This is a genomic window from Arthrobacter sp. K4-10C (genome assembly GCF_059090085.1).
Map to the genome: position 1 here is coordinate 121,998 of NZ_JBNHFI010000003.1, position 25,406 is coordinate 147,403.

General features: G+C 62.7%; 23 protein-coding genes and 2 tRNA genes. 10 read left to right on the plus strand and 15 right to left on the minus strand.

Annotation, left to right across the window (positions count from 1 at the left end; genetic code table 11):
* Nucleotides 1-168 precede the first annotated feature (168 nt).
* The 3 genes from AC5RUU_RS05105 to AC5RUU_RS05115 form a co-directional block, all read right to left on the minus strand.
* The gene (locus AC5RUU_RS05105; RefSeq protein ID WP_493974133.1) at nt 169-633 is read right to left on the minus strand and encodes a carboxymuconolactone decarboxylase family protein; all 465 of its coding nucleotides are present in this window, start codon (nt 631-633) and stop codon (nt 169-171) included.
* 525 nt (nt 634-1,158) lie between these two features.
* A complete protein-coding gene (locus AC5RUU_RS05110; RefSeq protein ID WP_493974134.1) occupies nt 1,159-2,037 on the minus strand; it encodes a rhomboid family intramembrane serine protease in 879 nt (292 codons plus the stop codon).
* 11 nt (nt 2,038-2,048) lie between these two features.
* A complete protein-coding gene (locus tag AC5RUU_RS05115) occupies nt 2,049-2,594 on the minus strand; it encodes a peptidylprolyl isomerase (RefSeq protein WP_493974135.1) in 546 nt (181 codons plus the stop codon).
* A 154-nt stretch (nt 2,595-2,748) separates the two neighbouring features.
* On the opposite strand from AC5RUU_RS05115, the gene AC5RUU_RS05120 reads away from it, so the two are divergent.
* Both AC5RUU_RS05120 and AC5RUU_RS05125 read left to right on the plus strand, forming a co-directional pair.
* A complete protein-coding gene (locus AC5RUU_RS05120; protein ID WP_493974136.1) occupies nt 2,749-3,738 on the plus strand; it encodes a hypothetical protein in 990 nt (329 codons plus the stop codon).
* Between the two features lie 128 nt (nt 3,739-3,866).
* Entirely contained in the window at nt 3,867-4,742 is an 876-nt protein-coding gene (locus AC5RUU_RS05125) for a glycosyltransferase family 2 protein (protein WP_493974137.1), read from the plus strand.
* Here AC5RUU_RS05125 and AC5RUU_RS05130 read toward each other — a convergent pair whose 3' ends face one another.
* From AC5RUU_RS05130 to dnaA, 12 genes are all read right to left on the minus strand, one after another.
* A complete protein-coding gene (locus AC5RUU_RS05130; RefSeq protein WP_493974138.1) occupies nt 4,743-5,681 on the minus strand; it encodes a DMT family transporter in 939 nt (312 codons plus the stop codon).
* A gap of 83 nt (nt 5,682-5,764) precedes the next feature.
* Nucleotides 5,765-5,840, minus strand: a tRNA-Ala gene (locus AC5RUU_RS05135).
* A gap of 72 nt (nt 5,841-5,912) precedes the next feature.
* Complete coding sequence (locus AC5RUU_RS05140; RefSeq protein WP_229748488.1) at nt 5,913-6,029, minus strand: DLW-39 family protein; 117 nt, start codon at nt 6,027-6,029, stop codon at nt 5,913-5,915.
* A gap of 71 nt (nt 6,030-6,100) precedes the next feature.
* A tRNA-Ile gene (locus AC5RUU_RS05145) sits at nt 6,101-6,174 on the minus strand.
* Nucleotides 6,175-6,269: 95 nt separating this feature from the next.
* Nucleotides 6,270-6,929, minus strand: coding sequence for a DUF3566 domain-containing protein (locus tag AC5RUU_RS05150; protein ID WP_493974139.1), 660 nt, complete (start codon nt 6,927-6,929; stop codon nt 6,270-6,272).
* Nucleotides 6,922-9,600, minus strand: coding sequence for a DNA gyrase subunit A (gene gyrA, locus AC5RUU_RS05155; protein WP_493974140.1), 2,679 nt, complete (start codon nt 9,598-9,600; stop codon nt 6,922-6,924). The genes AC5RUU_RS05150 and gyrA overlap by 8 nt, the downstream gene beginning before the upstream one ends.
* Before the next feature lie 54 nt (nt 9,601-9,654).
* A complete protein-coding gene (gene gyrB / locus AC5RUU_RS05160) occupies nt 9,655-11,739 on the minus strand; it encodes a DNA topoisomerase (ATP-hydrolyzing) subunit B (RefSeq protein WP_493974141.1) in 2,085 nt (694 codons plus the stop codon).
* Nucleotides 11,740-12,124: 385 nt separating this feature from the next.
* Nucleotides 12,125-12,685, minus strand: a complete 561-nt coding sequence (locus tag AC5RUU_RS05165) for a DciA family protein (RefSeq protein ID WP_493974142.1) — start codon at nt 12,683-12,685, stop codon at nt 12,125-12,127.
* A complete protein-coding gene (gene recF / locus AC5RUU_RS05170) occupies nt 12,672-13,880 on the minus strand; it encodes a DNA replication/repair protein RecF (protein ID WP_493974143.1) in 1,209 nt (402 codons plus the stop codon). Before recF ends, AC5RUU_RS05165 begins: the two co-directional genes overlap by 14 nt.
* A gap of 45 nt (nt 13,881-13,925) precedes the next feature.
* A complete protein-coding gene (gene gnd / locus AC5RUU_RS05175) occupies nt 13,926-14,810 on the minus strand; it encodes a phosphogluconate dehydrogenase (NAD(+)-dependent, decarboxylating) (protein ID WP_493974144.1) in 885 nt (294 codons plus the stop codon).
* Between the two features lie 94 nt (nt 14,811-14,904).
* Complete coding sequence (gene dnaN, locus AC5RUU_RS05180; protein ID WP_009357111.1) at nt 14,905-16,029, minus strand: DNA polymerase III subunit beta; 1,125 nt, start codon at nt 16,027-16,029, stop codon at nt 14,905-14,907.
* Nucleotides 16,030-16,553: 524 nt separating this feature from the next.
* Nucleotides 16,554-17,975, minus strand: coding sequence for a chromosomal replication initiator protein DnaA (gene dnaA, locus AC5RUU_RS05185; RefSeq protein WP_493974145.1), 1,422 nt, complete (start codon nt 17,973-17,975; stop codon nt 16,554-16,556).
* 466 nt (nt 17,976-18,441) lie between these two features.
* On the opposite strand from dnaA, the gene rpmH reads away from it, so the two are divergent.
* From rpmH to AC5RUU_RS05225, 8 genes are all read left to right on the plus strand, one after another.
* Nucleotides 18,442-18,579: a 50S ribosomal protein L34 gene (gene rpmH / locus AC5RUU_RS05190; RefSeq protein WP_003800212.1), complete on the plus strand. Its 138-nt coding sequence runs from the start codon at nt 18,442-18,444 to the stop codon at nt 18,577-18,579.
* A 41-nt stretch (nt 18,580-18,620) separates the two neighbouring features.
* Nucleotides 18,621-19,031, plus strand: a complete 411-nt coding sequence (gene rnpA / locus AC5RUU_RS05195; protein ID WP_493974146.1) for a ribonuclease P protein component — start codon at nt 18,621-18,623, stop codon at nt 19,029-19,031.
* A complete protein-coding gene (gene yidD / locus AC5RUU_RS05200) occupies nt 19,024-19,416 on the plus strand; it encodes a membrane protein insertion efficiency factor YidD (protein ID WP_493974147.1) in 393 nt (130 codons plus the stop codon). Before rnpA ends, yidD begins: the two co-directional genes overlap by 8 nt.
* Nucleotides 19,417-19,431: 15 nt before the next feature.
* On the plus strand, nt 19,432-20,409 hold the full coding sequence (gene yidC / locus AC5RUU_RS05205) for a membrane protein insertase YidC (RefSeq protein ID WP_493974148.1): 978 nt from the start codon (nt 19,432-19,434) through the stop codon (nt 20,407-20,409).
* Nucleotides 20,409-20,975: a Jag family protein gene (locus AC5RUU_RS05210; RefSeq protein ID WP_493974149.1), complete on the plus strand. Its 567-nt coding sequence runs from the start codon at nt 20,409-20,411 to the stop codon at nt 20,973-20,975. Before yidC ends, AC5RUU_RS05210 begins: the two co-directional genes overlap by 1 nt.
* 21 nt (nt 20,976-20,996) lie before the next feature.
* Entirely contained in the window at nt 20,997-21,647 is a 651-nt protein-coding gene (rsmG, locus tag AC5RUU_RS05215) for a 16S rRNA (guanine(527)-N(7))-methyltransferase RsmG (protein ID WP_493974150.1), read from the plus strand.
* Between the two features lie 90 nt (nt 21,648-21,737).
* The gene (locus AC5RUU_RS05220; RefSeq protein ID WP_493974151.1) at nt 21,738-22,805 is read left to right on the plus strand and encodes a ParA family protein; all 1,068 of its coding nucleotides are present in this window, start codon (nt 21,738-21,740) and stop codon (nt 22,803-22,805) included.
* Nucleotides 22,806-22,868: 63 nt separating this feature from the next.
* Nucleotides 22,869-24,107 carry a ParB/RepB/Spo0J family partition protein gene (locus tag AC5RUU_RS05225; RefSeq protein WP_493974152.1) on the plus strand — a complete coding sequence of 413 codons (1,239 nt, stop codon included), beginning with the start codon at nt 22,869-22,871 and terminating at the stop codon, nt 24,105-24,107.
* The last annotated feature ends 1,299 nt before the right edge of the window (nt 24,108-25,406 follow it).

The window sequence follows — 25,406 nt, forward strand, 5'->3', positions numbered from 1 at the left end:
CTGTTGGGAAAGTTATCCACAATGTTGAAAACCTGCGGATAACGTCACCGGCACCGTCTCGGGCGCCAGAGCTGGGGCGCCCAGACGAAACCCGTCCCCGCAATGCGGTTATTAACAGTGTGGAATAGCCTGTGGATAAGCGTCGCCGGGGCCAAGCTCTGTGCATGCCTAGCGATCGCGGCGGACCGGATGGTGGCTCGCGATGGAGATGCGGTTGAAGGCGTTCATGCTGACCGCCACCCAGCTCACCACCGAAAATTCCTCCTCCGTCAGGTTCTTTCGGGCGCAGCCTTCCTCCAGGTCGCGGACCTGCTGGCCTGGGAGTTCCGTAATGCTTTCCACGAGCGCCAGGGCAGCGCGTTCCTTTTCCGTGAACAGCGCCGTGTCCCGCCAGGCAGGGAGCACGGCCAGCCGCTGGGCTGTTTCCCCTGCCTTCTCTGCTTCCTTGACGTGAAGGTCCAGGCAGTAGGCGCAGCCGTTGATTTGGGATATCCGCACGCTAAGGAGTTCCAGGGTCTTTGCTGCAATCCCTGCTTCCGCGGCAGCTTCCTTGATTTTCAGAGCCAGGCCGTTGATGGCGCGCCACATGGCGGGGTGCTGCTTGTCGAGGAAGATGTGTTGGGTGGCAGGCAAGGAAGTCCTCCTGAGGCATGTGGAGCGGCGGGAAACAAACGGCATCAGAAGCTTATCCACTTACCAACACTCCAATACCCACAACTTATCCACAGCTGTGGAAAAAATCTGGGGATTCGCGAGCCTTAAAGGCCCGTACGCTGGCATCCGGGCCCCTTGCCGGCCGCGAACTACACGGAAGTGACTTATTAACAGTGTGCATAAGCCTGTTGAAAGGCATCGCCGGATAGTCCCGCAGAGGCCCGGCAGCCCTGGTTACACGCGGCTTTTCCACAAACCCGCCCGCGGAGGGCAGTTTGTCCACTTAAGCACATGTCTATCCCCAAGACTTATCCACAGGTGTGGAGAAAAGGCGGCGCGCACGCGCTGGGACCTTGGAAGCCGGGCGCCCGCGCCGGATCCAGCATCGAATGACAGGCATGTAAGTTATTAACACTGTGGATAAGCGCTGTGGAAAACAAAAAACCCGGCACCATGACGGTGCCGGGGTGTGCGACCCACGCCGTGGAGCCGGGTCGCGTGCAGTTACATAGAGACGCGGACCCAAGCCGCCAGAGCGAGAAGAGCCAGCACGGCAGCCAGTCCCGCCGCCTGAAGCAGTCCCTGGCGCGGGCCGCGAGGGGTATAGGCGAGCACTGCTGCGCAGAGCCCGCCCGCAATCAGGCCCCCAAGGTGCGCCTGCCAGGCAATCTGGGGTATCAGGAACCCAATCACGCCGTTAATGGCAATCAACACCCACAGCTGCCGGGTGTCACCGCCGCGGTGGCGCTGGACCAGCAGCATCGCTCCGAAGAGCCCGAAGATGGCCCCGGAAGCACCCACCACTCCGTACAGCGGCTGGCCCGGCTGATAGAGGGGGGTCAGCAGGAGGTAGCCGACGGAACCCCCGAAGGCCGAAATGATGTAAAGCGCCAGGAACCGCGCGCGGCCCAGCAGCGGCTCAAGGGCCTGCCCGAAAGCCCACAGCATGTACATGTTCAGCACGATGTGGAGAATGAACCCCTGCGAGTGGAGGAATGCCGCGGTGAGCATCCGCCACGGCTCGAACTGTCCATACCGCGGTTCCGCATAGATGTTCGCGAAACCGAGGGCCCGGTAGATAACGTCATTGGGAATCAGCCACTGCAGGACGTACAGAACAGCACAGACGGCGATGATCCCGAACGTCACCATGGGTTTGCCGGTCGCGACGGCGCCGCCATAGACGGTCCGTACTTCCGGCGTCGTACGTTTTGCCTCGTTGACGCAGTCAACACATTGGAATCCGACGGCGGCCGCCCGCTGGCAGTCGGGACACGCGGGGCGCCCGCACCGCTGGCAGCGTACATAGGAGGGCCGGTCAGGGTGCCGGGGGCATACCGGGACCTGGGCGGACGGCTCAGCCGCCGGAATTCCGTAACTCATGGTGCGCGGTATTACAGCTGTTCGATATCGATGCTGTTGATGGTGACGTCCTCCACCGGGCGATCACCCATGCCGGTGCGGACACCCTCGATGGCATCCACGACCTTCCTGGATTCCTCGTCCGCCACTTCACCGAAGATGCTGTGCTTGCCCTGGAGCCAGTCAGTGGGGATGGTGGTGATGAAGAACTGCGAGCCGTTGGTGCCCTTGCCCATCTGGATGCCGGCGTTGGCCATGGCCAGCTTGTAGGGCTGGTTGAAGCTCAGTTCCGGATGGATTTCATCGTCGAACCGGTAGCCGGGTCCACCGGTGCCGCGGCCCAGCGGGTCTCCGGCCTGGATCATGAAATCCTTGATGATCCGGTGGAAGATGGTTCCGTTGTACAGCGGAGTGCCGGTCTTGTCCTCGCCGGTTTCGGGGTGGGTCCACGCCTGCTCGCCCGTGGCGAGGCCGATGAAGTTCTTGACGGTCTTGGGCGCGTGGTTGCCGAAGAGGTTAACCACGATGTCGCCGAGGCTTGTGTGGATGGTTGCTTTTGCGGTTGCGATGGCAGTCATAGGGCCCATTCTTCCACGACGCTCCCTGACGGGTGCGGCCCCTGCTGCAGTTCCGCGCTGGGTGAAATCGCCCTTAAATCCGCGGTGAGAATAGCCGGTGAAGACCAAGCCACGTAGGCTAACCACAGACCGTCACATTAATCGGGAGGTAGTTGTGAAGAAATCGGATCGTATTGCCCGTGACCTTGAGCTGTCAGTCATCGGCGCCGTAGAGAATGCCAAGGATTGGGCTGCCCCCCGCGTGGAAGCCGCCGTGGACTGGGCGGTTCCGCGCCTCCAGCACGGCCTGGATACCGCCTCTCCCAAGATCCAGGAAGGCCTGAAGACGGCAGCACACAACCTGGCGGACGGGGTGGCTACTGTGACCCCCCGGATCCAGGACGGCCTGGCGCAGCTCGCCCCGAAGATCAACGACGCTGTGGAAGGCGCCTCCCCGCGCCTGCACGAAGCCCTTGACAAGGCCACTCCAGTAGTCCTGAATGCGCGTGACCGCGTTGTGGTGGAGTACCTTCCCCGGCTGTCGGACCAGATCGGCCATGCTTCCGAGGCTGTGCACCGCACCCTGGAAAGCACTCCGGCCCGCGTGGATGCTGTTGCGCAGAAGCTCGGTGACGTCGGAATTGTCCATGCCCTCCAGGAGCAGGCCCAGGCCACCGGTACCCAGCTGAAGGCGGCCGCAACGGAAGCCGGCCGTACTGTCGGCATCCAGCTGGCCCAGCCGGAACCGCCAAAGAAGCAGCGCGGCTGGCTGGTCTTCGGAGTCATCGCCGCGGCGGTGGCCGCAGGTGTTGCCGCATGGAAGGCTTCCAAGCCGGTGGAGGACCCCTGGAAGACGCCGTCCCCGGTCACCCCCACGCCCGCCCCGGTTCCGGCCACTACTGTCAACGAAGTCAAGGAATCCACGACGGACGCGGCGGACAAGGCCGGCGACGCCACGGGTTCGTTCGCCGCTGCAGGCTCTGACAAGACCTCCGACGTTGCGGACACTGCCAAGGAGAAAGCGGAGGAAGCAGCAGACAAGGCCAAGCATGTGGCCGAGGATGCTTCCGAAAGCGCGGCCAAGGCTGCCACCGATGCCAAGACGGCCACCAGGAACATCGCCGCCAGCATTAACAACGGGAACAAGGGCGCCAGCCAGGCCTAGTCACCCGCAGTTGCCGTGAAGGGGCCCCGTTGCATAACGGGGCCCCTTCGGCCGTCTCTTCCCCTATTCCCGCCAGGAACGCCGCTTTCCTCCCGGGCAGGCAGCCCGGCGGTGCTAGATTTGAAGTGATGTCAGCTGATCAACCCCTTGGGGATGCCTTGAACGACGCAGCCGAGCTGCCCCGTGTGTCCATCGTCATCCCGGCGTACAACGAGGAAAGCGTCATCCGGCAGTGCCTCATCGCCGCCATCTACCAGTCCGTTCCAGCCCACGAGATCATCGTGGTGGACAACCTTTCCAAGGACCGGACAGCTGACATCGTCCGGCAGATGCAGCTCGAGTACCCCGAGAGCCCTGTCATCCTGCTGAGCCAGGACCGGGAACAGGGACTGATTCCCACCCGCAACTTCGGCCTGGACCACGCCACCGGCGATGTCCTGGGCCGCATCGATGCCGACTCCGTCCTGGAACCGGACTGGGTGGAGCAGGTGCAGAAAGCCTTCCTTGACCCGTCGGTGCAGGCAGCCACGGGTCCGGTGGTCTACTACGACATGCCGATGCGCCGCTTCGGGCTGAAGGCGGACGACAAGATGCGGCAGCTGATGCTCAAGCTCGCAAAGCACCAGTACCACTTCCTGTTCGGGTCCAACATGGCCCTGCGTGCCTCCGCGTGGGAAACCATCCGGGCGGAAACGTGCCGTGACGAGAAGGACGAGATGCATGAGGACATCGATCTGTCCCTGCACCTGGCCGACCACGAGCTGAAGGTGCAGTACTGCGCGCAAATGGTGTCGGGCATGTCCGCCCGCAGGCTTGAGGACTCTCCGCGCGACTACCGCTACTACGTCACCCGGTTCGACCGCACCTACAAGGCGCACAACGTCAAGAAGATGGCGTTGAAGGCCCCCATGGTGGTCTTCTTCTCGGTGTACTTTCCGGCCAAGCTCCTGCGCGCCATCCACACCGTTAACACCGCGCAGCCGGTCCGCCGCGGCGGCCAGTAGCTAGTCGGTCCCCAGTTCGGCGAGGCGTTCCGACGGCGGTTCCTCCCCGGGTGGCTGGGTGCGCCTCACGGCCCGTCCGGGCTTCTGGCCCAGAACGACGACGGCGAGACCCGCCAGGATCATGCCCAACCCGGCGTAGGTGCCGGCGGGCAACGTTTCCCCGAGGAACACGGCCGCGAGCAGCGCCGCGCCCGGTATCTCCAGAAGGATGATCATCGACACCAGGAGCGGGCTCATGGTGGCCAGCAGGTGGTTGAAGGCAGTGTGCCCCACCAGCTGGGCGCACACGGTGATGGCGGCAATGCCGAGCCAGCCTGTGGCGTCGAAGCCGGTCAGGGGCTGGCCGGCCATCAATGCCATAAGTGCCACCAGGGCCGCGCAGATTCCGTAGCAGAGCGTGGTGTACGTGCTGGTGGTCATGTTTTGCCGCGCCTTGCCACCGGCCAGGGTGTAGAGCCCGGCCAGCGCACCACCCGCCACGGCCAGCAGGTCTCCCAGCAGGGCCTCCGGCGAGGAGCCCATGTCGAAGCCCGTAATGGCCACGACACCGGCGAAGGCAGTGCCGAGCCCGGCCAGCACCTGCCAGCGGTGGCGGATGCCGCGGAAAAGCTGGAAGACGGCAATCCATGCCGACTGCAGGCAGACCAGCGCGGTGGCGGCGGCAACAGAGGTCAGTTGAAGAGACGTAATAAAGCAGGCGAAGTGCAGGGCCAGTGCTGCAGCGGCCACCATCGACCAGGCGAAGTCCCGGCGGGTTATCCTGCGGAACTGCCGGGGCTCGCGGATGAGCGTGGGGGTGGCCATCACGGCGGCGGCGATGGCATTCCGCCAGAAGGCTATGGCAAGGGCGCTGACGCTGGTGGCGCCCAGGGTGGCGGCGATCAGCGGTCCGGATGAGGCCACGCCCAGGACACCCATGGCCGCAAGGAAGAAGGTCACTGCTCAACCCTAAGGTGCTTGGTGGTGGCCGGCGGGGAAAGCAAAAGCCCCGGCCCGCGTTTCCGCGGACCGGGACTTTCTTATGGTGGAGGCACGGGGACTCGAACCCCGAACCCCCTGCTTGCAAAGCAGGTGCGCTACCAATTGCGCCATGCCCCCATAAGAAGCAACCCGTCAATCATACCCTAGAACCGAAGACCTATTTACCAGCCTCCGTCCCGGGCGTCCGTACTAGTCGACCGTATCGGTCGACTTGCTCCAGACAGTTTTCCGGGCTTCGGATTCCTGTGCCTTGCGGTAGACCAGGACGCCTGCGATGGCAGCTGCAAGTACCAGCAACTTCTTCACATGCCCCCCGTTCCGATCCGGCTGCGGGTTATCCCCGAACCAAACCTCCACTTGAACCTGCACAGGTTCCGTGGGCGTACCAGGACTTGAACCTGGGACCTCTTCGTTATCAGCGAAGCGCTCTAACCGCCTGAGCTATACGCCCCGATGCCTCATCGGGCCGAGACATGACTTTACAGCACATCCCGGCCCGATCTCAAATCGGGCCTTTCCGCCGGTCCGGGCCGGCGGAAACGGGTCCTAATCGTCGGTGAGGGTGACGCCTACGCCGCCCACCAGGGTGGCAGAAATGTTGTAAAGCACTGCGGAAAGCATGGAGAGCGCGGTCAGCAGGACCACGTTCACCACGGCGATGATGGTCGCGAAGGAAGCCACCTGGCCCAGCGAAGCCACCTTCTTCAACTCGAAGCCGCCGCCTTCGGAACCGGCCAGCGTACCGAGCAGGCTGTCCACCTGGTCAAAAATGCCGGTGAGGTCAAGGACGGTCCAGAGCACAATGGCAGCCACCACGGTGACGATTCCCAGGGCAACGGACAGCAGGAAGGCCATCTTCAGGACAGACCACGGGTCCACCTTGCTGATCAGCAGGCGGGCACGCCGGACCTTAGCCTTCGGCGCGGGCTTGACCAGCCCGGGAGTTCCCTGCGCCGGAGCCCCTGCCGCAGCGCGCTGCCCCGCGGCTGGAGGGCGCGGACCCTGCACCGGCCGCTGGCCTGGCTGGCCTGGTTGACCCTGGACGGGCCTCTGGCCGGGAGCAGCCGGGCGCTGGCCCGGGGCGGCGGCAGGCGCTGCCGGCCGCTGCTGCGGACGAACCGGGGCGTTCACGCGGGGTGCCGGTGAGGGCCGGTTTCCGTCGGGAACAGTGCTGCTCGGCTTGGGAAATGAGTCGGGATTACTCACTCGTTACCTCCGTGGTGTCTTCGTTCGGCTCAGCGTCGCCCGAGGCGTCCTCTGACTCAACGGCCGGTGATTCGTCTGCCATTCCTGGCGCGGCGGACTCCCCAGTGGCCCCGCCATCTTCAGCCAACGTTACGTCATCCTCCGGCGATTCCTCGCCCTCAAGACCCCGTTCGCTGTTGCGCGCCACTTCAATGATGCGGTCGTTCTTGTCCGGCTTGGCAAAGATGACGCCCATGGTGTCGCGTCCCTTGGCGGGCACGCCGGCAACAGAAGACCGGACAACCTTGCCGCCCTCCATGACCACCAGCACTTCATCTTCTTCCTGCACGATGAGTGCCCCCACCAGGTCGCCGCGTTCCTCGGCAAGCTTGGCCACCTTGATGCCCAGGCCGCCGCGGCCCTGGAGGCGGTATTCCTCCACGGCAGTGCGCTTGGCGTAGCCACCCTCGGTCACGATGAACACGTAGGAGCCGTCAGTGACCACGTTGGCTGCCAGCAATTCGTCGTCCTCACGGAACTTCATACCGGTCACGCCGGACGTTGCCCTGCCCATCGGCCTGAGGGCATCCTCGGTGGCGGTGAACCGGATGGACTGGCCTTTGCGGGACACGAGCAGCAGGTCATCCGTTTCAGAGACCAGCTGTGCGGACACCAGTTCGTCGCCGTCGCGGAGGTTGATGGCGATCACCCCGGCGGACCGGTTGGTGTCGTAGTCCTCCAGGCGGGTCTTCTTCACCAAACCGCGCTTGGTGGCGAGCACCAGGTACGGGGCCTGCTGGTAGTCCTTCAGATCCAGCACCTGGGCGATGTGTTCGTCAGGCTGGAACGCCATCAGGTTGGCCACGTGCTGGCCCTTGGCGTCGCGTCCGGCTTCAATCAGCTCGTAGGCCTTCGCCCGGTACACCCGGCCGAGGTTGGTGAAGAACAGCAGCCAGTGGTGCGTGGTGGTGACGAAGAAGTGCTCCACCACGTCGTCGCCGCGCAACTGTGCGCCCTTGATGCCCTTGCCGCCCCGCTGCTGGGAGCGGTAGTTGTCGCTGCGGGTCCGCTTGACGTAGCCGCCGCGGGTAATGGTGACCACCATCTCCTCTTCGGGGATGAGGTCCTCCATGGACATATCGCCGTCGTACCCCATGAGGATCTTGGTGCGCCGGTCGTCGCCGTGCTTGTCCACGATCTCACCGAGTTCGGTGCTGATGATCTCGCGCTGGCGCTGCTCGGAGCCAAGGATCGCGTTGTATTCCTCGATCAGCGCTTCGAGTTCCGCGTGCCGGTCCTGGATCTTCTGGCGTTCCAGGGCGGCAAGGCGGCGCAACTGCATGTCCAGGATGGCCCTGGCTTGCAGTTCGTCGATATCCAGCAGTTCCATCAGGCCGTCCCGTGCGGCTTCAGTGGTGCTGGAGGCCCGGATGAGTGCGATAACTTCGTCCAGCATGTCCAGTGCCTTGAGCAGGGCGCGGAGGATGTGTGCTTCCTCCTCGGCCTTCCGCAGCCTGTAGCGCGTACGCCGGGCGATGACGTCCAGCTGGTGGGTCACCCAGTGCCGGATGAACGCATCCAGGCTCAGGGTGCGCGGAACGCCGTCGACGATCGCCAGCATGTTGGCGGAGAAGTTGCTCTGCAGCTCGGTGTGCTTGTAGAGGTTGTTCAGCACAACCTTGGGCACAGCATCCCGCTTGAGGACGATGACCAGCCGCTGGCCGGTGCGGCCTGACGTTTCGTCGCGCAGGTCGGCGATACCCTGGATCTTGCCGTCCTTGACCAGTTCAGCGATCTTGATGGCCAGGTTGTCCGGGTTCGCCTGGTAAGGCAGTTCGGTGACCACCAGGCAGGTGCGGCCCTGCAGTTCCTCAACGTTCACCACGGCACGCATCGTGACGGAACCGCGGCCCGTCCGGTAGGCATCCTCGATGCCCTTGTGGCCAAGGATGGTGGCGCCGGTGGGGAAATCGGGGCCCTTGACGCGCAGGAGGAGTTGTTCCAGCAAGTCCTCGCGGCTGGCGCCGGGGTTGGCAAGGTACCACTGGACACCGTCGGCCACTTCGCGAAGATTATGCGGCGGAATGTTGGTGGCCATGCCGACGGCGATGCCGGACGAGCCGTTGACCAGCAGGTTGGGGAACCGTGCCGGCAGGATGGTGGGTTCCTGGTTCTTGCCGTCGTAGTTGTCCTGGAAGTCGACGGTTTCCTCGTCGATGTCACGGACCATTTCCATGGCCAGCGGCGCCATCTTCGTTTCGGTGTAACGCGGCGCGGCCGCACCGTCGTTGCCCGGCGAGCCGAAGTTTCCCTGCCCAAGCGCCAGTGGGTAGCGCATGGTCCAGTCCTGGATCAGGCGCACCAGGGCGTCGTAAATGGCAGTGTCACCGTGGGGGTGGTACTGGCCCATGACCTCGCCCACCACACGGGCGCACTTGTTGAAGGAACGGTCCGGGCGGTAGCCGCCGTCGAACATCGCATAGAGCACACGGCGGTGGACGGGCTTAAGCCCGTCCCGGACGTCGGGAAGGGCACGGCCCACGATGACGGCCATCGCGTAGTCCAGGTAGGACCGCTGCATTTCCGTCTGCAGGTCAACCTGTTCCACGCGGTCAATCAGCACGTCGCCTTCAAGAACGGTGTCCGGATTACCGGCGTCAGCAGCCGGGTTCTCGGGTGTTTCGTCGCTCATTTATTTGTTTCCGTTTCAGGTATATGTCAGAGTCCGAATATTGGGAGCGAGGCTCTAGATATCCAGGAACCTGACGTCCTTGGCGTTCTGCTGAATGAAGTTGCGGCGGGACTCCACGTCTTCGCCCATCAGGACGGAGAAGATCTGGTCGGCGGCGAGGGCGTCATCCATTGTGACCTGCAGCAGTGTCCGGTTGTCCGGGTCCATGGTGGTGTCCCACAGTTCGGTGTAGTCCATCTCGCCCAGGCCCTTGTAGCGCTGGATGCCGTTGTCCTTGGGGATCCTGCGCCCGGCGGCCTGGCCGGCAACAAGCTTGGCGTCGCGTTCACGGTCGCTGTACACGTAGTCGTGCGCCGCGTTGGACCACTTGATCCGGTAAAGCGGCGGCTGTGCGAGGTACACGTAGCCGTTCTCGATCAGGGGCCGCATGTAGCGGAACAGCAGGGTCATCAGCAGGGTGGTGATGTGCTGGCCGTCAACGTCGGCGTCGGCCATCAGGACAATCTTGTGGTAGCGGAGCTTGGAAAGGTCGAAGTCCTCGCCAATGCCCGTGCCGAAGGCCGTGATCATGGACTGCACTTCGGCATTGCCCAGCGCCTTATCCAGCCGGGCACGCTCCACGTTAAGGATCTTGCCGCGCAGCGGCAGGATGGCCTGGGTCTCGGGGTTGCGGCCACGCTTGGCGGAACCGCCTGCCGAGTCACCCTCCACGATGTAGACCTCGCACTTTTCCGGATCCTTCGAAGAGCAGTCCGAAAGCTTGCCGGGCATGCCAAACGACTCCAGGGGGCTCTTCCGGCGTGCGTTGTCGCGTGCCTTCCGTGCCGCCATGCGCGCCTGGGCGGCCGAGATGGCCTTGCGGATCACGTCACGGGCGGGGCCGGGGTTGCGTTCCAGCCAGTCACCAAGACCGTCGGTGACTACGCGCTGGACGAAGCCCTTGACCTCGGAGTTGCCAAGCTTGGTCTTCGTCTGGCCTTCGAACTGGGGCTCGGACAGCTTGACGGAGATGACAGCCGTAAGGCCCTCGCGGATGTCGTCGCCAGTGAGGTTGTCCTCCTTTTCCTTGATAATGCCCTTCTCCCGCGCGTAGCGGTTGATCAGGGAGGTCAAGGCTGCACGGAAACCCTCTTCGTGGGTTCCGCCCTCATGGGTGTTGATGGTGTTGGCGTAGGTATGGACGCTCTCGGAGTACGCGCTGGTCCACTGCATTGCCATCTCCAGGGCAATCCGGCGGTCGGTGTCCTCGGTTTCGAAGGCGATGACGTCCTCGTGGACCACGTCCACCTTCTTGCCGGAGTTCAGGTGCTTGACGTAGTCCAGCAGCCCGTCGTCGTACTGGTACACCACAGTGCGGTGTTCGGCACTGACCTCACCCTCGGTGGCGATTCCGTCCAGGTCCAGGTCGGCGTCGGCGTCGTCATCGGCAGGTGTGCGCTCGTCCGTCAGCGTGATGCGCAAGCCTTTGTTGAGGAAGGCCATCTGCTGGAAGCGGGCGCGGAGCGTCTCGAAATCGAATTCGGTGGACTCGAAGATTGCCGGGTCCGGATAGAACGTCTGGCTGGTGCCGGTGCGGTCCGTCTCTTCGCCCATAACCAGGCTGCCCTGCGGCTTGCCACCGTCGGCGAAGGACATCCGCCAGACGTGGCCCTGGCGGCGGACCTCGGTATCCACCCGGCTGGACAGGGCGTTCACCACGGAGATGCCCACGCCGTGGAGGCCGCCAGACACGGCATAGCCGCCGCCGCCGAACTTGCCGCCGGCGTGCAGGATGGTCATGACCACTTCGACCGTGGGCTTGTGCTCGGTGGGGTGCATGTCGACGGGAATGCCGCGGCCGTCATCCACGACCTTCACGCCGCCGTCGGCCTGCAGGACCACCTCAATGTGCGTACAGTAGCCGGCAAGTGCTTCGTCGACGGAGTTATCCACCACTTCATAGACCAAGTGGTGGAGCCCGCGCGGGCCGGTGGAACCGATGTACATGCCCGGGCGTTTCCGGACGGCTTCCAAACCCTCAAGGACAGTGATGTCGCTGGCGCCGTATTCACGGGGTTTGGCGGATTCCCCCGGAGTGTCAGGTGTACGGGCATCCTCGACTGCGGGTTCAACTGCCAGATCTGTATTGTCGTTAGCCACAGGCGCTGTCGACTCCTCTGTTCTCGATGATGGCCGGCTGATTCCTTCCCCTGGTTCCATCAGGAAAAGTCACCCGCCAACAGGCACAAACTTATGGCGCGAGTGGCTTGCTGACGGTGGGGATCCGTTCCCCGCGTGCTGGATGCGCACGGAGGACGGACTCAGTCAACGTTTCACCCGCGCCCAGTTATCTACAACGATTCTACCGTGAAACGGCCCATTTCCCCGCATTCCGGAGGCGTGGACGGGAAGCTGCATGGCTGTGCCCGGCCGCTGACCGCGCCTAGGGCGCTCCAGAGGGACGGTGCCCGGGTTCCTATACACCCACGGGCCCTTCCAGCGCTCTACACGGCGTTGGGAGCATTTTCAAGAGTCCGCCGGAGGGCTATCCGTAGGTATCGCGTGGTCCGCGGCCGTTGACGGTGCGGGCGCCCTTGCGCCAACTGGGCGCCGAGGGTCCAAGGACCTGGAGGCTGGTGACAACCCCGTCGCCGAGCTCAACCCGGAATTTCTCGAGCAGGCTGGCGCTGAGGAGCCGGAGCTGGGTGGCCCAGGCTGTTGAGTCACACCGGACGTGGAGGGTAGTGTCAGTGAAGCTCTCCGGGGTGCAGTGCGCGGAAATTTCCGGCCCCACCAGGGCAGGCCATTCCGCCATGACGGAGCCCACCGCCACCGGTGACGTCCAGCCCCGCTCCGCCACCAGTCGTCCCACAACCTTGCCGAGGCCCAAAGGATCCCTGCCGGTGGAGTGGAACTGGCTGAAGCCACGGGTATCCCGGATTCCGCCCTTGGCTTTCCGGGAGCCCGGCTTCACTGCCTTCCTGCGGATTTCGCCACGGGCGGCGGCCGCCTCGCGCATCCGGTTCAGTGCCGCCTGTGGCGCATCGATGTTGTCGGGATCGCGGCCGGGCTGCAGCCCGCCTCCTTTGTCACTATCCCTGCTCATCAATACCTCCCGGGATGACTTTCACCCGCCGTCCGGACAGCTCTTCCGGGATATCGGCGTCGACGGCGGCGGTCACCAGGACCTGTTCCGCGCCGGAGACTATTGCCGCCAGTTTACGCCGGCGTTCCACATCCAGTTCGGCGAACACGTCGTCAAGGATCAGGATGGGCGCCGACCCTCCGGTGCGCGCGTCGTCGAGCATCACGTAGTAGGAGGCAAGACGCAGGGACAGGCACATGGACCAGGTTTCGCCGTGCGAGGCGTAGCCCTTGGCGGGCGCCTGTCCCAGGACGAGTTCCAGGTCATCACGGTGTGGTCCCACCAGCGAGATGCCCCGCTCCAGCTCCTTTTTCCGCGACTCCGCGAAGGCCCGGACGTAGCGTTCCGTGAGCTGTTCCACGGAAAGCCCGCGCAGGTCCTCCGTTTCGCCGGCTGTCCCAGGCACGGAGCCGCGCGGCGCACCTGCCAAGGGGGCGCCGTCGTCGTCCATCTGGTTCTGCAGGGTGGAGCGGTACGTGGCGTCAGCGGGCTTTGACGCGTCAGTGAGTTCCGCGTAGGCGCGGGAGAGGTGTGGCCGGAGGCGTTCCACCAGCTCCAGCCGGGCGTGCAGGAGTTCGGCACCGGCCTTCGCCATGTGCTGGTCCCACACGTCCAAGGTTGCCTCGTGTCCGGAAGTAAATTTCCCCGATCGCGCCGACTTGAGCAGGGCGTTGCGCTGTTTCAGTACCCTGTCGAAGTCGCTCCGTGTAGCCGCCTGGTGCGGAATAAGGCTGGCCAGCAGTTCGTCCAGGAACCGCCGGCGGTTGGAGGGGTCGCCCTTGACCAAGGCAAGGTCCTCCGGTGCGAACAATACCGTCTGGCAAATGCCCAGCAGGTCCCGGGCCCGTACCGGATTGCTGCGGTTGATGCGCCCGCGGTTGGCCCGGCCGGCGTTGATCTCAAGTTCCAGGATGGTGGTTTGTCCGCCGCGCACCAACCTTGCACGGACCAGTGCGCGCTCCGCGCCGAAACGCAGGAGGGGGCCATCAGAACTGACCCGGTGGGAACTGAGCGTCGCAAGGTAACCGATGGCCTCCATCAAGTTGGTCTTGCCGATGCCGTTGTATCCCACCAGGACGGTGACGCCCGGCTCCAGGGCAAGGTCAACCTGGGCGTAACTGCGGAAATCGGTCAGGGAAAGGTGTTCCAGATACACGCGGGTTTCGACAATTCTGGGGACAACGGCAATCCCCGATGGGTGCTACTTGGCAGGGCGGGTTGCGTGCCCGCCGAACTGGTGACGGAGGGCGGAAACCATCTTCATCGCGGGGGAACTGTCCTCCCGGGACTCGAAGCGGGCGAACAGTGCGGCCGTGATGGCAGGGGCGGGAATCGCGTTGGCGATGGCTTCTTCAACTGTCCAGCGCCCTTCGCCGGAATCCTCGACGTAGTCATCGATGTTCTGCAAGCCAGGGTCTTCCTCCAGGGCCTTGACCAGCAGGTCCAGCAACCAGGACCGGACCACTGTGCCTTTCTGCCAGGCGCGGAAAGTACCGGGCAGGTCGCTGATGATGTCCTTGGATGCGAGCAGCTGATACCCCTCGGCGTAGGCCTGCATCAGGCCGTACTCGATTCCGTTGTGGACCATTTTTGCGTAGTGGCCGGCACCGATCCCGCCCACGTGGACAAAACTGTCAGCCCGTTCACCTTCCGGCCGCAGGGCATCGAACACCGGCAGCGCGCGTTCGATGTCAGCGGCGTCTCCGCCGGCCATCAGGCCGTATCCGTTTTGAAGGCCCCAAACGCCGCCGGATACTCCGCAGTCCACGAAGCGGATGCCCTTGCCAGCCAGGAGTTCGCCGTGCTTCTGGTCCTCGGTGAAGCGGGAGTTTCCGCCGTCGATCACTAGATCGCCCTGGTTTAGTTTGTCCGCGAGCTCTGTGATGACCGCGTCCGTGACCGCGCCAGCGGGAACCATCACCCAGATCAGCCGCGGGGCCGGAACCGCCGCGAGCAGCTCGTCCACTGAGGCCACGTCCGTAACGTCCGGGTTGCGGTCGTAGCCCGTTACGTCAACGCCGCCCTTGCGGAGGCGCTCACGCATATTGAATCCCATTTTGCCAAGGCCAATCAGTCCAATGTGCATCCGGAACTCTTTTCTGCGCGAGGGATGGGTGGGGTTGCCCAACTGGGTGGCAGTTACTGTCGTTTGGGGTGCCCAAAACGACAGTTACTGCGACCTAGTTGGGGAGGCGGACCGGCATCACCAGGTAGCGGTAGTCATCCTGGTCCTCGCCGTCGGCGTCCGCCTGGGCGGTGATCATTGCCGGCTTGGGCGCCGATGTGAAGGAGAAGCGGACGAACTTGGTTTCGATCACGCTGAGGCCTTCCACCAGGTAGTGGGGATTGAAGGCCACGGTGATGTCGTCCCCGGAAAGCTGTGCTTCGAGCTCTTCGGATGCCTGTGCGTCCTCGCCCGTGCCGGCGTCGAGATTCAACTGGCCTTCGGTGAAGGCGAGCCGCACAGGGGTGTTGCGCTCGGCCACGAGTGATACGCGGCGGACCGCTTCAACCAGTTCCTGCGTTTGCACGGTGGCGTGTATGGGGGTGGATTCCGGGAACAGCGAACGGATCTTTGGGTAGTCCCCGTCCACCAGCAGGGATGTGGTGGTGCGTCCGCCGCTTTCGAAACCGATCAGCCGGCTGTCGTCGTCCGATAGGGCAAGGTTGATGTCACCGCTGTTGCCGAGTGTCTTGGCTACCTCATTGAGGGTTTTTGCTTTGACCAGCGCGCTGGTGGAGATACCGGGCGTCACCGGCTTCCATGGGACTTCCCGCATTGCCAGCCGGTAGCGGTCCGTTGCCAGGAGGGTGATCAGGTCGTCTTCGATCTCCATCCGGACGCCAGTGAGGATGGGCAGGGTGTCGTCTTTGCTGGCAGCGATGATGACCTGGGAAACCGCCTGGGCGAAGGCATCGCCGGGCACCGTGCCGCTGATCGCCGGCAGGGCGGGCAGCGGCGGGTATTCGGCTTCAGGCATGGTGGCGAGGTGGAAGCTGCTTCGGCGGCAGGTGAGAGTCACCTTGTTTCCGTCGGTTTCGACGTCGACAGGAGCCGAGGGAAGGCTGCGGCAGATATCCGCGAGCAGGCGGCCGGAGACCAGGATGGTGCCCTCGTCACGGATATCGGCGGCAATTTCCAGCCGGGCGGACGTCTCGTAGTCAAAACTCGACAGGCTGACGGTGCCTGCCTCGGCCTTCAGGAGGAGGCCTGACAGAACAGGTACGGGCGGCCGCGGAGACAAGGACCGGGCTGTCCAGGTGACGGCTTCTGCCAGGACGTCCCGATCGACTCTGAACTTCACGGAAGGGTGCCGCCTTTCATTGCTTCTGCGTTTGGTTGCCGGCACTCCGCTGAGGAGTCCCTGACGAATGTTGTCCCGCTCCTGCTACGTGCATGGTCCGCGTTGGGCTGAACCACGCACGAACCCAGGGATGGGAGCGCTGCTGACAGCTTAGCCGGAAGATCAGGGATTAACCCATCCCCCAGTCCCGCCCCAAAGGGCCCGGGGCCGCCCGGCCCGTCCATGGAAAGGGGTCAGATCGATCTTGTTGTTTGAGGGACTTCAATTTTTTGGGATTAGTAGTGTTAATAACTGCTGTGGAAACTGTGGATAACCTCGCTGCGGCGCGGGTTCCAGCGGTTAAGCCCTGTTCATGGACTGTGGGTGGAGCAGGTTTTAAACAGGGTGTGGATGGGGACAAAGATTTTCCCGATTTTGGCGATCCACAGGCGGCTTAAGGGTTTTAAGCCCATTAACCGCGGTTGTCCCCTTAACTGTCCACAGGCTTATCCACATGCACCTGTTAATAAGGTATCGGTGGACGCTCAGGAGTCCCGCTGCTGCTGCTTGATCCGGTTGGTCAGCTCGGTCACCTGGTTGTAGATCACGCGGCGTTCAGCCATGAGCTCACGGATCTTGCGGTCAGCGTGGATGACGGTGGTGTGGTCACGGCCGCCCAGCTCCTGGCCGATCTTGGGCAGAGACATGTCGGTGAGCTCCCGGCACAGGTACATGGCGATCTGGCGGGCCGTCACCAGGGTGCGGGTGCGCGACTTGCTGCAGAGCTCTTCCATGCTGAGCTTGAAGTAGTCAGCTGTCTGCTGGAGGATCTGGCTGGAAGTGATCTCCTGGGCGCCGTCGTCTGTGATGAGGTCCTTGAGGACCATCTCGGCAAGGGCCACATCCACGGGCTGCCGGTTCAGGCTTGCGAAGGCGGTAACGCGGATGAGGGCGCCCTCAAGTTCGCGGATGTTGCTGGAAATCTTGGAAGCGATGTACTCGAGGGCATCATCCGGTGCGGAAAGTCCTTCGCTGAGGGCCTTCTTGCGGAGGATGGCGATACGGGTTTCCAGTTCCGGCGGCTGGATATCAGTCAGAAGGCCCCACTCGAAGCGCGACTTCATCCGGTCTTCGAATCCTGCGAGCAGCTTGGGCGGCTGGTCCGAGGTAATGACCACCTGCTTGTTGTTGTTATGCAGGGAGTTGAAGGTGTGGAAGAACTCCTCGAGCGTCCGGTCCTTGCCGGCCAGGAACTGGATGTCGTCGATGAGCAGCACGTCCACGTTGCGGTACGTGGTCTTGAAGCTTGCGCCTTCGTCGTCCCGGATGGAGTTGATGAAGTCGTTGGTGAATTCTTCGGAGTTGACGTAGCGGACCCGGATGCCACTGTAGAGGCGTCGGGCATAGTGACCGATCGCGTGCAGGAGGTGCGTCTTGCCCAGACCGGAATCGCCGTAGATGAACAGCGGGTTGTATGCCTTGGCGGGAGCTTCAGCCACTGCGACGGCGGCAGCGTGGGCGAACCGGTTGGACGATCCGATCACGAACGTGTCAAAAACGTACTTGGGGTTCAGCCTTCCGAACTCGTGGGAAGTGCTGGGCAGCATGGGTTGCGGCTTCTGCTCCACCAGCTGGTCTGAGACGAAGGACGGTTCGACGACGGGTTCGGGCTCTTCGTGGACTGGCACCAAATCGGTGTCGACGTCGATGGCGCACCGGATGTCTTCCGAGAAGACATTGTGCAGGGCATCGTCGAGTGCATCCTTCACCTGGGTCTGGAGCACTTCACGGGTGAGTTCGTTGGGAACGGCCACCAGGAGGGTGGAACCAATCAGTCCTTGGGCCTGAGCGAGAATGACAAAGCCGCGCTGCCGCGGGGAAACGCGGTGGTCCTGCTCCAGCAGGCTGACAACGCGGCGCCAGGAACTTCCGACAGTATTGGCGTGGTTGGCTTCTTCTACTGTCATCAATGGGTTCCCTCAAAACTTGCTTCGCCTGCAATGCCTGCAGCCCCAAGTCCGGAACCAGGTACTGGCCCAGCTTAATCCACAGGGTTATGCACAGCCCGTGGATAATCGGCTACTGAGCCACTCTAGGGGATGAAAAGCCTAGAAGATAGCTGGCCAGTTGCTTGTGGATAATTACACGGCTGTGGTTCCCAAAACGGGCTGTGAGCCACTTCATCCACAGGCTAAATGGGGAAGTTAGGAACAGCTGGGGATAGCTTGCGCACGCCGCTTGGGTTTGACGCAGGGACTGGAGTTGCCCTAACGTTGTGAAGTCCTTTGTGTCCGCTTTTTGGCCCCATCTGAATCTCCAGGCGCTCCGCGCTTGGGCAGCCGGGGGAAGCGTACATATACAAAACTTAGCGTCGGCCAGTTCTTCCCCATACTGATCGGGTGGGCGCACCTTTGATCCACTGGAGTAACTAACGTGAGCAAGCGGACTTTTCAGCCGAATAACCGCCGTCGAGCCAAGAAGCACGGCTTCCGCCTTCGTATGCGTACCCGTGCCGGCCGCGCCATCCTGGCGGCCCGTCGTGGCAAGGGCCGCACTGAGCTGTCGGCTTAAATACCTGACTTGTCGGTAGACATTCCTTCGCGAGTTTTAAGGTGCTGGCCGCCCGCAACCGCTTGAGGACTGCAACCGATTTTTCAACAACTGTACGTTCCGGTGTCCGCAATGGGCGCCGGAACGTAGTGTTATATGCGGCAGCCATTGCTGCCGACGAACCCAGCCGGATCGGGTTCATCGTTTCCAAGAGTGTAGGGAACGCTGTGGTCAGGAACCTCGTTAAGCGGAGACTGAGGGAAGCGGGTGCGGCCTCGCTGCGCGAGCATGGCACCGGTTTCACCATAGTGGTCCGGGCGCTTCCCGCGTCCGCTTCTGCCAGCTGGGACCAGCTGCTGAAGGACTACAACGCTGCACTGGAATCGACGCTGACCCGGCTGGCCGGCCGCCACACACAGGCTGCCGCCAACGGTTCGGCTGGTACAACACAGGAGGGGACATCGCGTGCGTAACGCCACCGCCGTCGTCGCCCGTCTCGGTCCTGTAGCCGCCGTCGTCGTGATGTTCCTGTGGAATCTGCCCCGGAACCTTCTCATCGTGTTGCTCCAGACCTACCGCAAGGTGATTTCTCCCTTGTACGGGCAGGTCTGCCGTTTTTTCCCTTCATGCTCGGCTTACGCCCTTGAAGCGGTCACTGTCCATGGCGCCATCAAGGGAAGCTGGCTCGCGGTCAGGCGCCTGGGCCGCTGCCATCCATGGAATGCCGGCGGTGTGGACCATGTCCCCGCCGGAAAGCGGGACTGGCCGGAGAGCCAGGCCCCCACAATTGTTGTGCTGAACAACCCGGACAAGTACCTGGCTGCTCGGACTGATGGAGAAGGCCGCAGTGCGGCCTGACGAATAGGGATAAGTATGGACTTCTTTGAAACAATCATGTTTCCGTTCAAATGGCTCGTGTCCATCATCATGGTGGGATTCCATGAGGGACTGACGGCCATTGGGCTGCCGGAAGCTTCCGGCTGGACATGGACGCTGTCCATCATCGGGCTGGTGCTGGTGATTCGTGCCGCCCTGATTCCCGTGTTCGTCAAGCAGATCAAGGCGCAGCGCGGCATGCAGCTGCTGCAGCCTGACCTGAAGAAGCTCCAGGACAAGTACAAGGGCAAGACTGACCAGCTGTCCCGCCAGGCAATGGCGCAGGAACAGATGGCCATGTACAAGAAGCACGGCACCAACCCGTTTTCTGCCTGCCTCCCGATGCTGATCCAGATGCCGTTCTTCTTCGCGCTGTTCACCGTGCTCTCCGGAATTTCGACGGCGAGTCGTGAAGGTGAGGGCATCGGCGCGATGAGCCACGAGCAGGTGGTGCAATTCGACCAGTCCACGATCTTCGGTGCTCCGCTCTCGGCGACGCTGCTCCATGGCACGCCCCCGGGCGGCAACGTCGTAGCCGTGTGGATCCTCTCCATCCTCATGATCCTGGCCATGACGGCCTCGCAGTTCATTACGCAGAAGCAGATCATGGCCAAGAACATGTCCGAAGAGGCCATGGCCAGCCCCTTCATGCGCCAGCAGAAGATGATGCTGTACATCCTGCCCATCGTCTTCGGCGTCGGCGGCATCAACTTCCCCATCGGCGTCCTGATCTACTGGACCACTACCAACCTGTGGACCATGGGCCAGCAGTTCTTTGTCATCCGCCGGATGCCGACGCCGGGATCCCCCGCCGCCAAGGCCCTCGCCGAACGCCGTGCGGCCAAGGGCCTTCCGGCCCTGTCCATCCTGAGCGGCAAGAAGGATGAGGCGGCTGACGCCGCCGCAGCAGCAGCCGTCGCCGAACCCAAGGGCCAGCGTGTCCAGCCCCAGCGCAAGAACAGGAAGAAGAAGTAATGTCAGCCGAGAGCACCGAGCACGCCCTTTCTGAAGACATGATCGAAGAACAGGACGCGTCTGTGGACAACGAGACTTCCGCCCCCAAGATGTCCGCTGTCAGCCGTCTTGAAGAGGAAGGCGACATCGCGGCCGACTACCTCGAGGAACTGCTGGACATTGCAGACATCGACGGCGACATCGACATCGAGGTCCGAAACGGCCGTACTTACATCTCAATCGTCGCTGAGGAAGAAACTGACGGTCTGGACAGCCTTGTGGGTGAGGACGGCGAAGTCCTTGAAGCCCTGCAGGAACTGACCCGGCTCGCGGTGCTGTCCGCCACTGAGAACCGGTCGCGGCTTGTCCTCGACATCAACGGGTACCGGCAGGAGCGCACCGGCCACCTTCAGAAGATCGCAGAGGACGCCGCTGCCACCGTGAAGGAAACCGGAAAGTCCGTGGCACTGGAGCCGATGAGCGCCTACGAACGGAAGATTGTCCACGACGCCGTTGCGGACCTGGGCCTCGTCAGCGAGTCCGAGGGTGAAGGCAGCGGACGCCATATCGTTGTATCCGCAGACTAGAGAATTGCTGGCCCGCTAATAATGGTTGACATCACGGCAGCTGAACTTCTTGCCGCTGAGAAAATTTTCGGCGACCGTCTTGATCTGGCAAAGCGCTACGTTGAGCACCTTGCCACGTCCGGTACTGAACGGGGCCTTATCGGCCCGCGGGAAGTCCCCCGGTTGTGGAGTCGGCATGTCCTGAACTGTGCCGTCATTGAAAGCGAGATCCCGAAAGGCAGCCACGTGGCCGACGTCGGCAGCGGTGCGGGCCTGCCTGGACTCTGCCTCGCGATAGCGCGGCCCGACCTGGAATTGACCTTGATCGAGCCCCTGGAGCGCAGGGTGATCTGGTTGCAGGAAGTAGTGGACGACCTTGGGCTGGACAATGTCACGGTAATGCGGACACGCGCCGAACTCGCTGTAGGGCAGGTGGAGGCCGATGTGGTGACGGCACGCGCGGTGTCCGCCCTGAGTAATTTGGCAGGGCTGACCATCCCGCTTCTCGCGGGACACGGGGAAGTCGTCGCCATCAAGGGCCGCAGCGCGGGCGAGGAAATCGAGAAGGCTGCGAAGGTTATCCGCAAATTGGGCGGCGTTGCGACGTCGGTCCTCACCGTAGGTGACAACCTGCTTGAGGAGCCCACCACGGTAGTACGCATCGTTGTAAACAAGTCCCAAAAGAAGCCCTAGTCCTGGCCCGGTATCCGTAGTCTGCCGGGTCCAGCAGTTAGGCTAGTCAACGGCAGCAAAAATTGGCTGAACGAGAGTGAGTGTGCCCCAGTGACCAGTAGTGAAGCCTCCGCACAACGGATACCGCCGTTTGTGTCATTGGGGTCGGCACGTTCTGTCGCTGGTCCGGGTATGGCCCCCGGCCGTGGCGGGAATCATCCCCAATCGGTTGTGAACAGCAGTTCTGCCTCCCTTGTTTCACGTGAAACAACCACTGCTGGTCGATCAAACATCATTGATGCGATGGATGATTCCAGCCCCATCGCCCGGGAACTGGCGCACGAAACGAAGCGCCGCGAACGCCTCATGGGCCGCCAACTGCCCCGCCCGGAGAAGACCAGGATCTTCACCGTGTCCAACCAGAAGGGCGGCGTGGGCAAAACCACCACGACCGTGAACATCGCGGCGGCCTTGGCAGCGGCGGGGCTGAACGTCCTGGTGATCGACATCGACCCGCAGGGCAACGCGTCCACAGCTTTGGGCATCGAACATCACGCAGACGTCGACAGCATCTACGACGTCCTGATCAATGACGTGCCCATGGCAGACGTGGTAGCTCCGTGCCCGGACATCGAGAAACTGATCTGTGCACCGGCCACCATACATTTGGCAGGCGCCGAGATCGAGCTGGTATCGCTGGTTGCCCGCGAGCAACGGCTCCGCCGGGCCATCGACGTTTATGCCAAGACGCGTGCCAAGAACGGCGAGGAGCGGCTCGACTACATCTTCATCGATTGCCCGCCAAGCCTGGGACTCTTGACAGTCAATGCTTTCTGCGCTGCCAGCGAGGTCCTCATTCCCATTCAGTGTGAGTACTATGCGCTTGAGGGGCTCAGCCAGCTCCTCAAGAATATCGAAATGATCCAAAAGCACCTCAATGACGAGCTGGTTGTATCCACCATTCTGCTCACCATGTATGACGGCCGTACCAACCTCGCGGCGCAGGTGGCTGCCGAGGTGCGTACGCACTTCCCGGAGCAGGTGCTGTCTGCCGTGGTGCCGCGTTCGGTGCGCATATCCGAGGCACCGAGTTATCAACAGACTGTCATGACGTATGACCCATCCTCCAGTGGTGCCCTGTCCTACCTGGAAGCCGCTGCCGAAATAGCAGAACGCTAGAATCTTCAAACTGCAACGACCGGAACCGGCTCTGCCTGGTTCTACCACTGGAGGGATTTACCCATGAGCGAGAAGCGACGGGGCCTAGGCCGCGGTCTTGGCGCGCTGATTCCAAGTTCCGCCGCGTCCAACGGCCAGGGAAACGGTGCAGCCGTGTCCCGTCCGGTCGATCTCTTTTTTCCTGAGGGTCGAAAGAAAACCGATGCCTCGGATACTGCGCCTGCAGGCAGTGCTCAATCCGTTGCGGAAAAGTTGATCTCTTCGCCTGTTTCCCGGACCTCCGGTGATCCCGGGGCGAAGAAGCCCGCCAGCTCCTCAGCTTCCGGGGCTTCAAAGGGCACGGCGCGGAAGAGTGCGACCAACATGCCTTCTGACGGTGCGCAGCCCCAGCCGGGAGCTGCCGCCGACGGCGCTTCAAATCAGCCAGCACCGGAGCCTGTTGAAGTGCAGGCCAAGTTCGACGACGGCGTTGAGCTGGTTGAGGTGCCGGGCGTCCGTTTCGCGGAGATTCCGGTCTCTGACATCCATCCCAACCGCAAGCAGCCACGAACTGTCTTCGACGAGGACGACATGGCCGAGCTCGTGCACTCGGTACGTGAAATCGGAGTCCTCCAGCCAATTGTTGTCCGCAAATCAACAGAAGAGGGTAGCGAAACCTATGAACTCGTCATGGGTGAGCGCCGCTGGCGTGCTGTGCAGGCTGCGGGACTGGAAACCATACCCGCAATCGTCAGGGATACCACCGATGACGACCTCCTTCGCGATGCATTGCTGGAGAACCTGCACCGCAGCCAGCTGAACCCCTTGGAAGAGGCGGCGGCCTACCAGCAGCTTCTGGAAGACTTTGGTACCACCCACGAGCAGCTCGCGGACCGCATTGGACGCTCACGTCCGCAGGTTTCGAACACACTGCGTTTGCTGAAGCTTCCGCCGTTGGTGCAGCGTCGGGTTGCAGCCGGTGTGCTCTCCGCCGGTCACGCCCGGGCATTGCTGTCCCTTCCGGATGCGGCGGCCATGGAACGCCTTGCGCAGAAGATCGTTGCGGAGGGCATGTCGGTGCGCGCTACTGAAGAGGCTGTAACGCTGTACCAAGACCCCGCTAAGCCGGCGAAGAACAACATCCCCCGTCCTGGCGCGCGACATGAGCGGCTCGACTACCTTGCTTCATCGTTGTCTGATCGTTTGGACACAAACGTGAAAATCTCCCTCGGGGTGCGAAAAGGCAAGGTCAGCATCGAGTTTGCGAGCGTAGAGGACCTGAACCGCATTATGGATGTGCTGGCACCTGGATCGACGAACTAGGATCCATCATAAAAGGCCCCGATTGTCAGATCGGGGCCTTTTGCGTGCTGTAACGTGCTACTGCCCCAGATGCTGACTTGGACTTGCATGTTGTCAAAGGCCACTGCGGTGCATCCGGAAAGTCGCCACGGGTTCTCAACACCCACCAGCGCTTGCTCAATTCCAGTAGCGTTGGCGGCGTTCTATTGCCGTGCTGTTTCACGTGAAACGGCCACGGCGTCATCTAGGATAGGTGCCGAACATCGGCTATAAGCAGGTTGGGTACTGGGCTGTACTAGTCACTGCTACTGAAGCACCACTATGAAAGGTGTCTATGTCCCCCGGGCCCAGTCGCAAGTAGTCTCCGCAGCGGCGGCAGCCGGCTACGAGCCAACCGCGGACGCCGCGCCCCATTGGGCTGTGGGGTGGCGCAAATGTGGTCGCCGGGACGCGGGGGCGAGCAATATGCCGCGCCGGTGTACCATTGCGCCAGCGGTGTGCGTGCCGTGCTACTACGCAATTGATTGCACGTAGGCTACCCGCGTCCTACCTGGTACTGGCGAATCAGTGCTTTCCCATGCGCGAGACAGGCGCCGGGCGTTTTGAAGGCACCGCCTTCTGCTGGTCCTCGTGGATACGCGGAGAATCACATTCTCCTTATCAGCTGAGTTTCCGGGAAGAAGGCGGTCGCTGCGCCTGAATGCGCCTCCGCGTAGGCGTGTTTCACGTGAAACACCCGCCCCCGCCCCGTGGGAGCAGAGGCCGGGTGTACAGGACCGATCGCAATCTAGCGCCTTGGGTAGGGCACGAGGGCGACACGCTGCGATGTTGGAACCATCCGCTTGTGCATTCGACGTCCAGGGGAGCCGCCTGCTCGAATTCGTGACCGTGATAGTTCCGTGCTTTGGAAGGCGCACGGGGTACCCTCCGCCGGACGAACGTCGTCGCAGCAGGTTCAATGAATGGGAAGCCAGAAGCCAGCGCCGCACTTGAGCGCAGCTCCTAGCGCCAGAGCCTGCCAGCAAGCCGCAAACCAACGTTTCACGTGAAACACATGGTGACCATCCGACGCGTAGTAAGGATTGACCATCGCGATCCGCCGGTGTCGGCGGTAAGACTTATCATCAGGCACACCCCGGCGGGTCCGGCGCACTGTACCCCCAATACGCCGCTGACACTACCGGGCTGAAGCCAAGCGGGTGCTGAGAAACTGGTCATTGAACTAACGCGCAGTGCATGTACCGGACCGGACAACTGATATGAACCGGTGCGTGTTCCCTGCTTGTCTTGCCGGCGTCAGTAGACGCCTAAACCATTCTG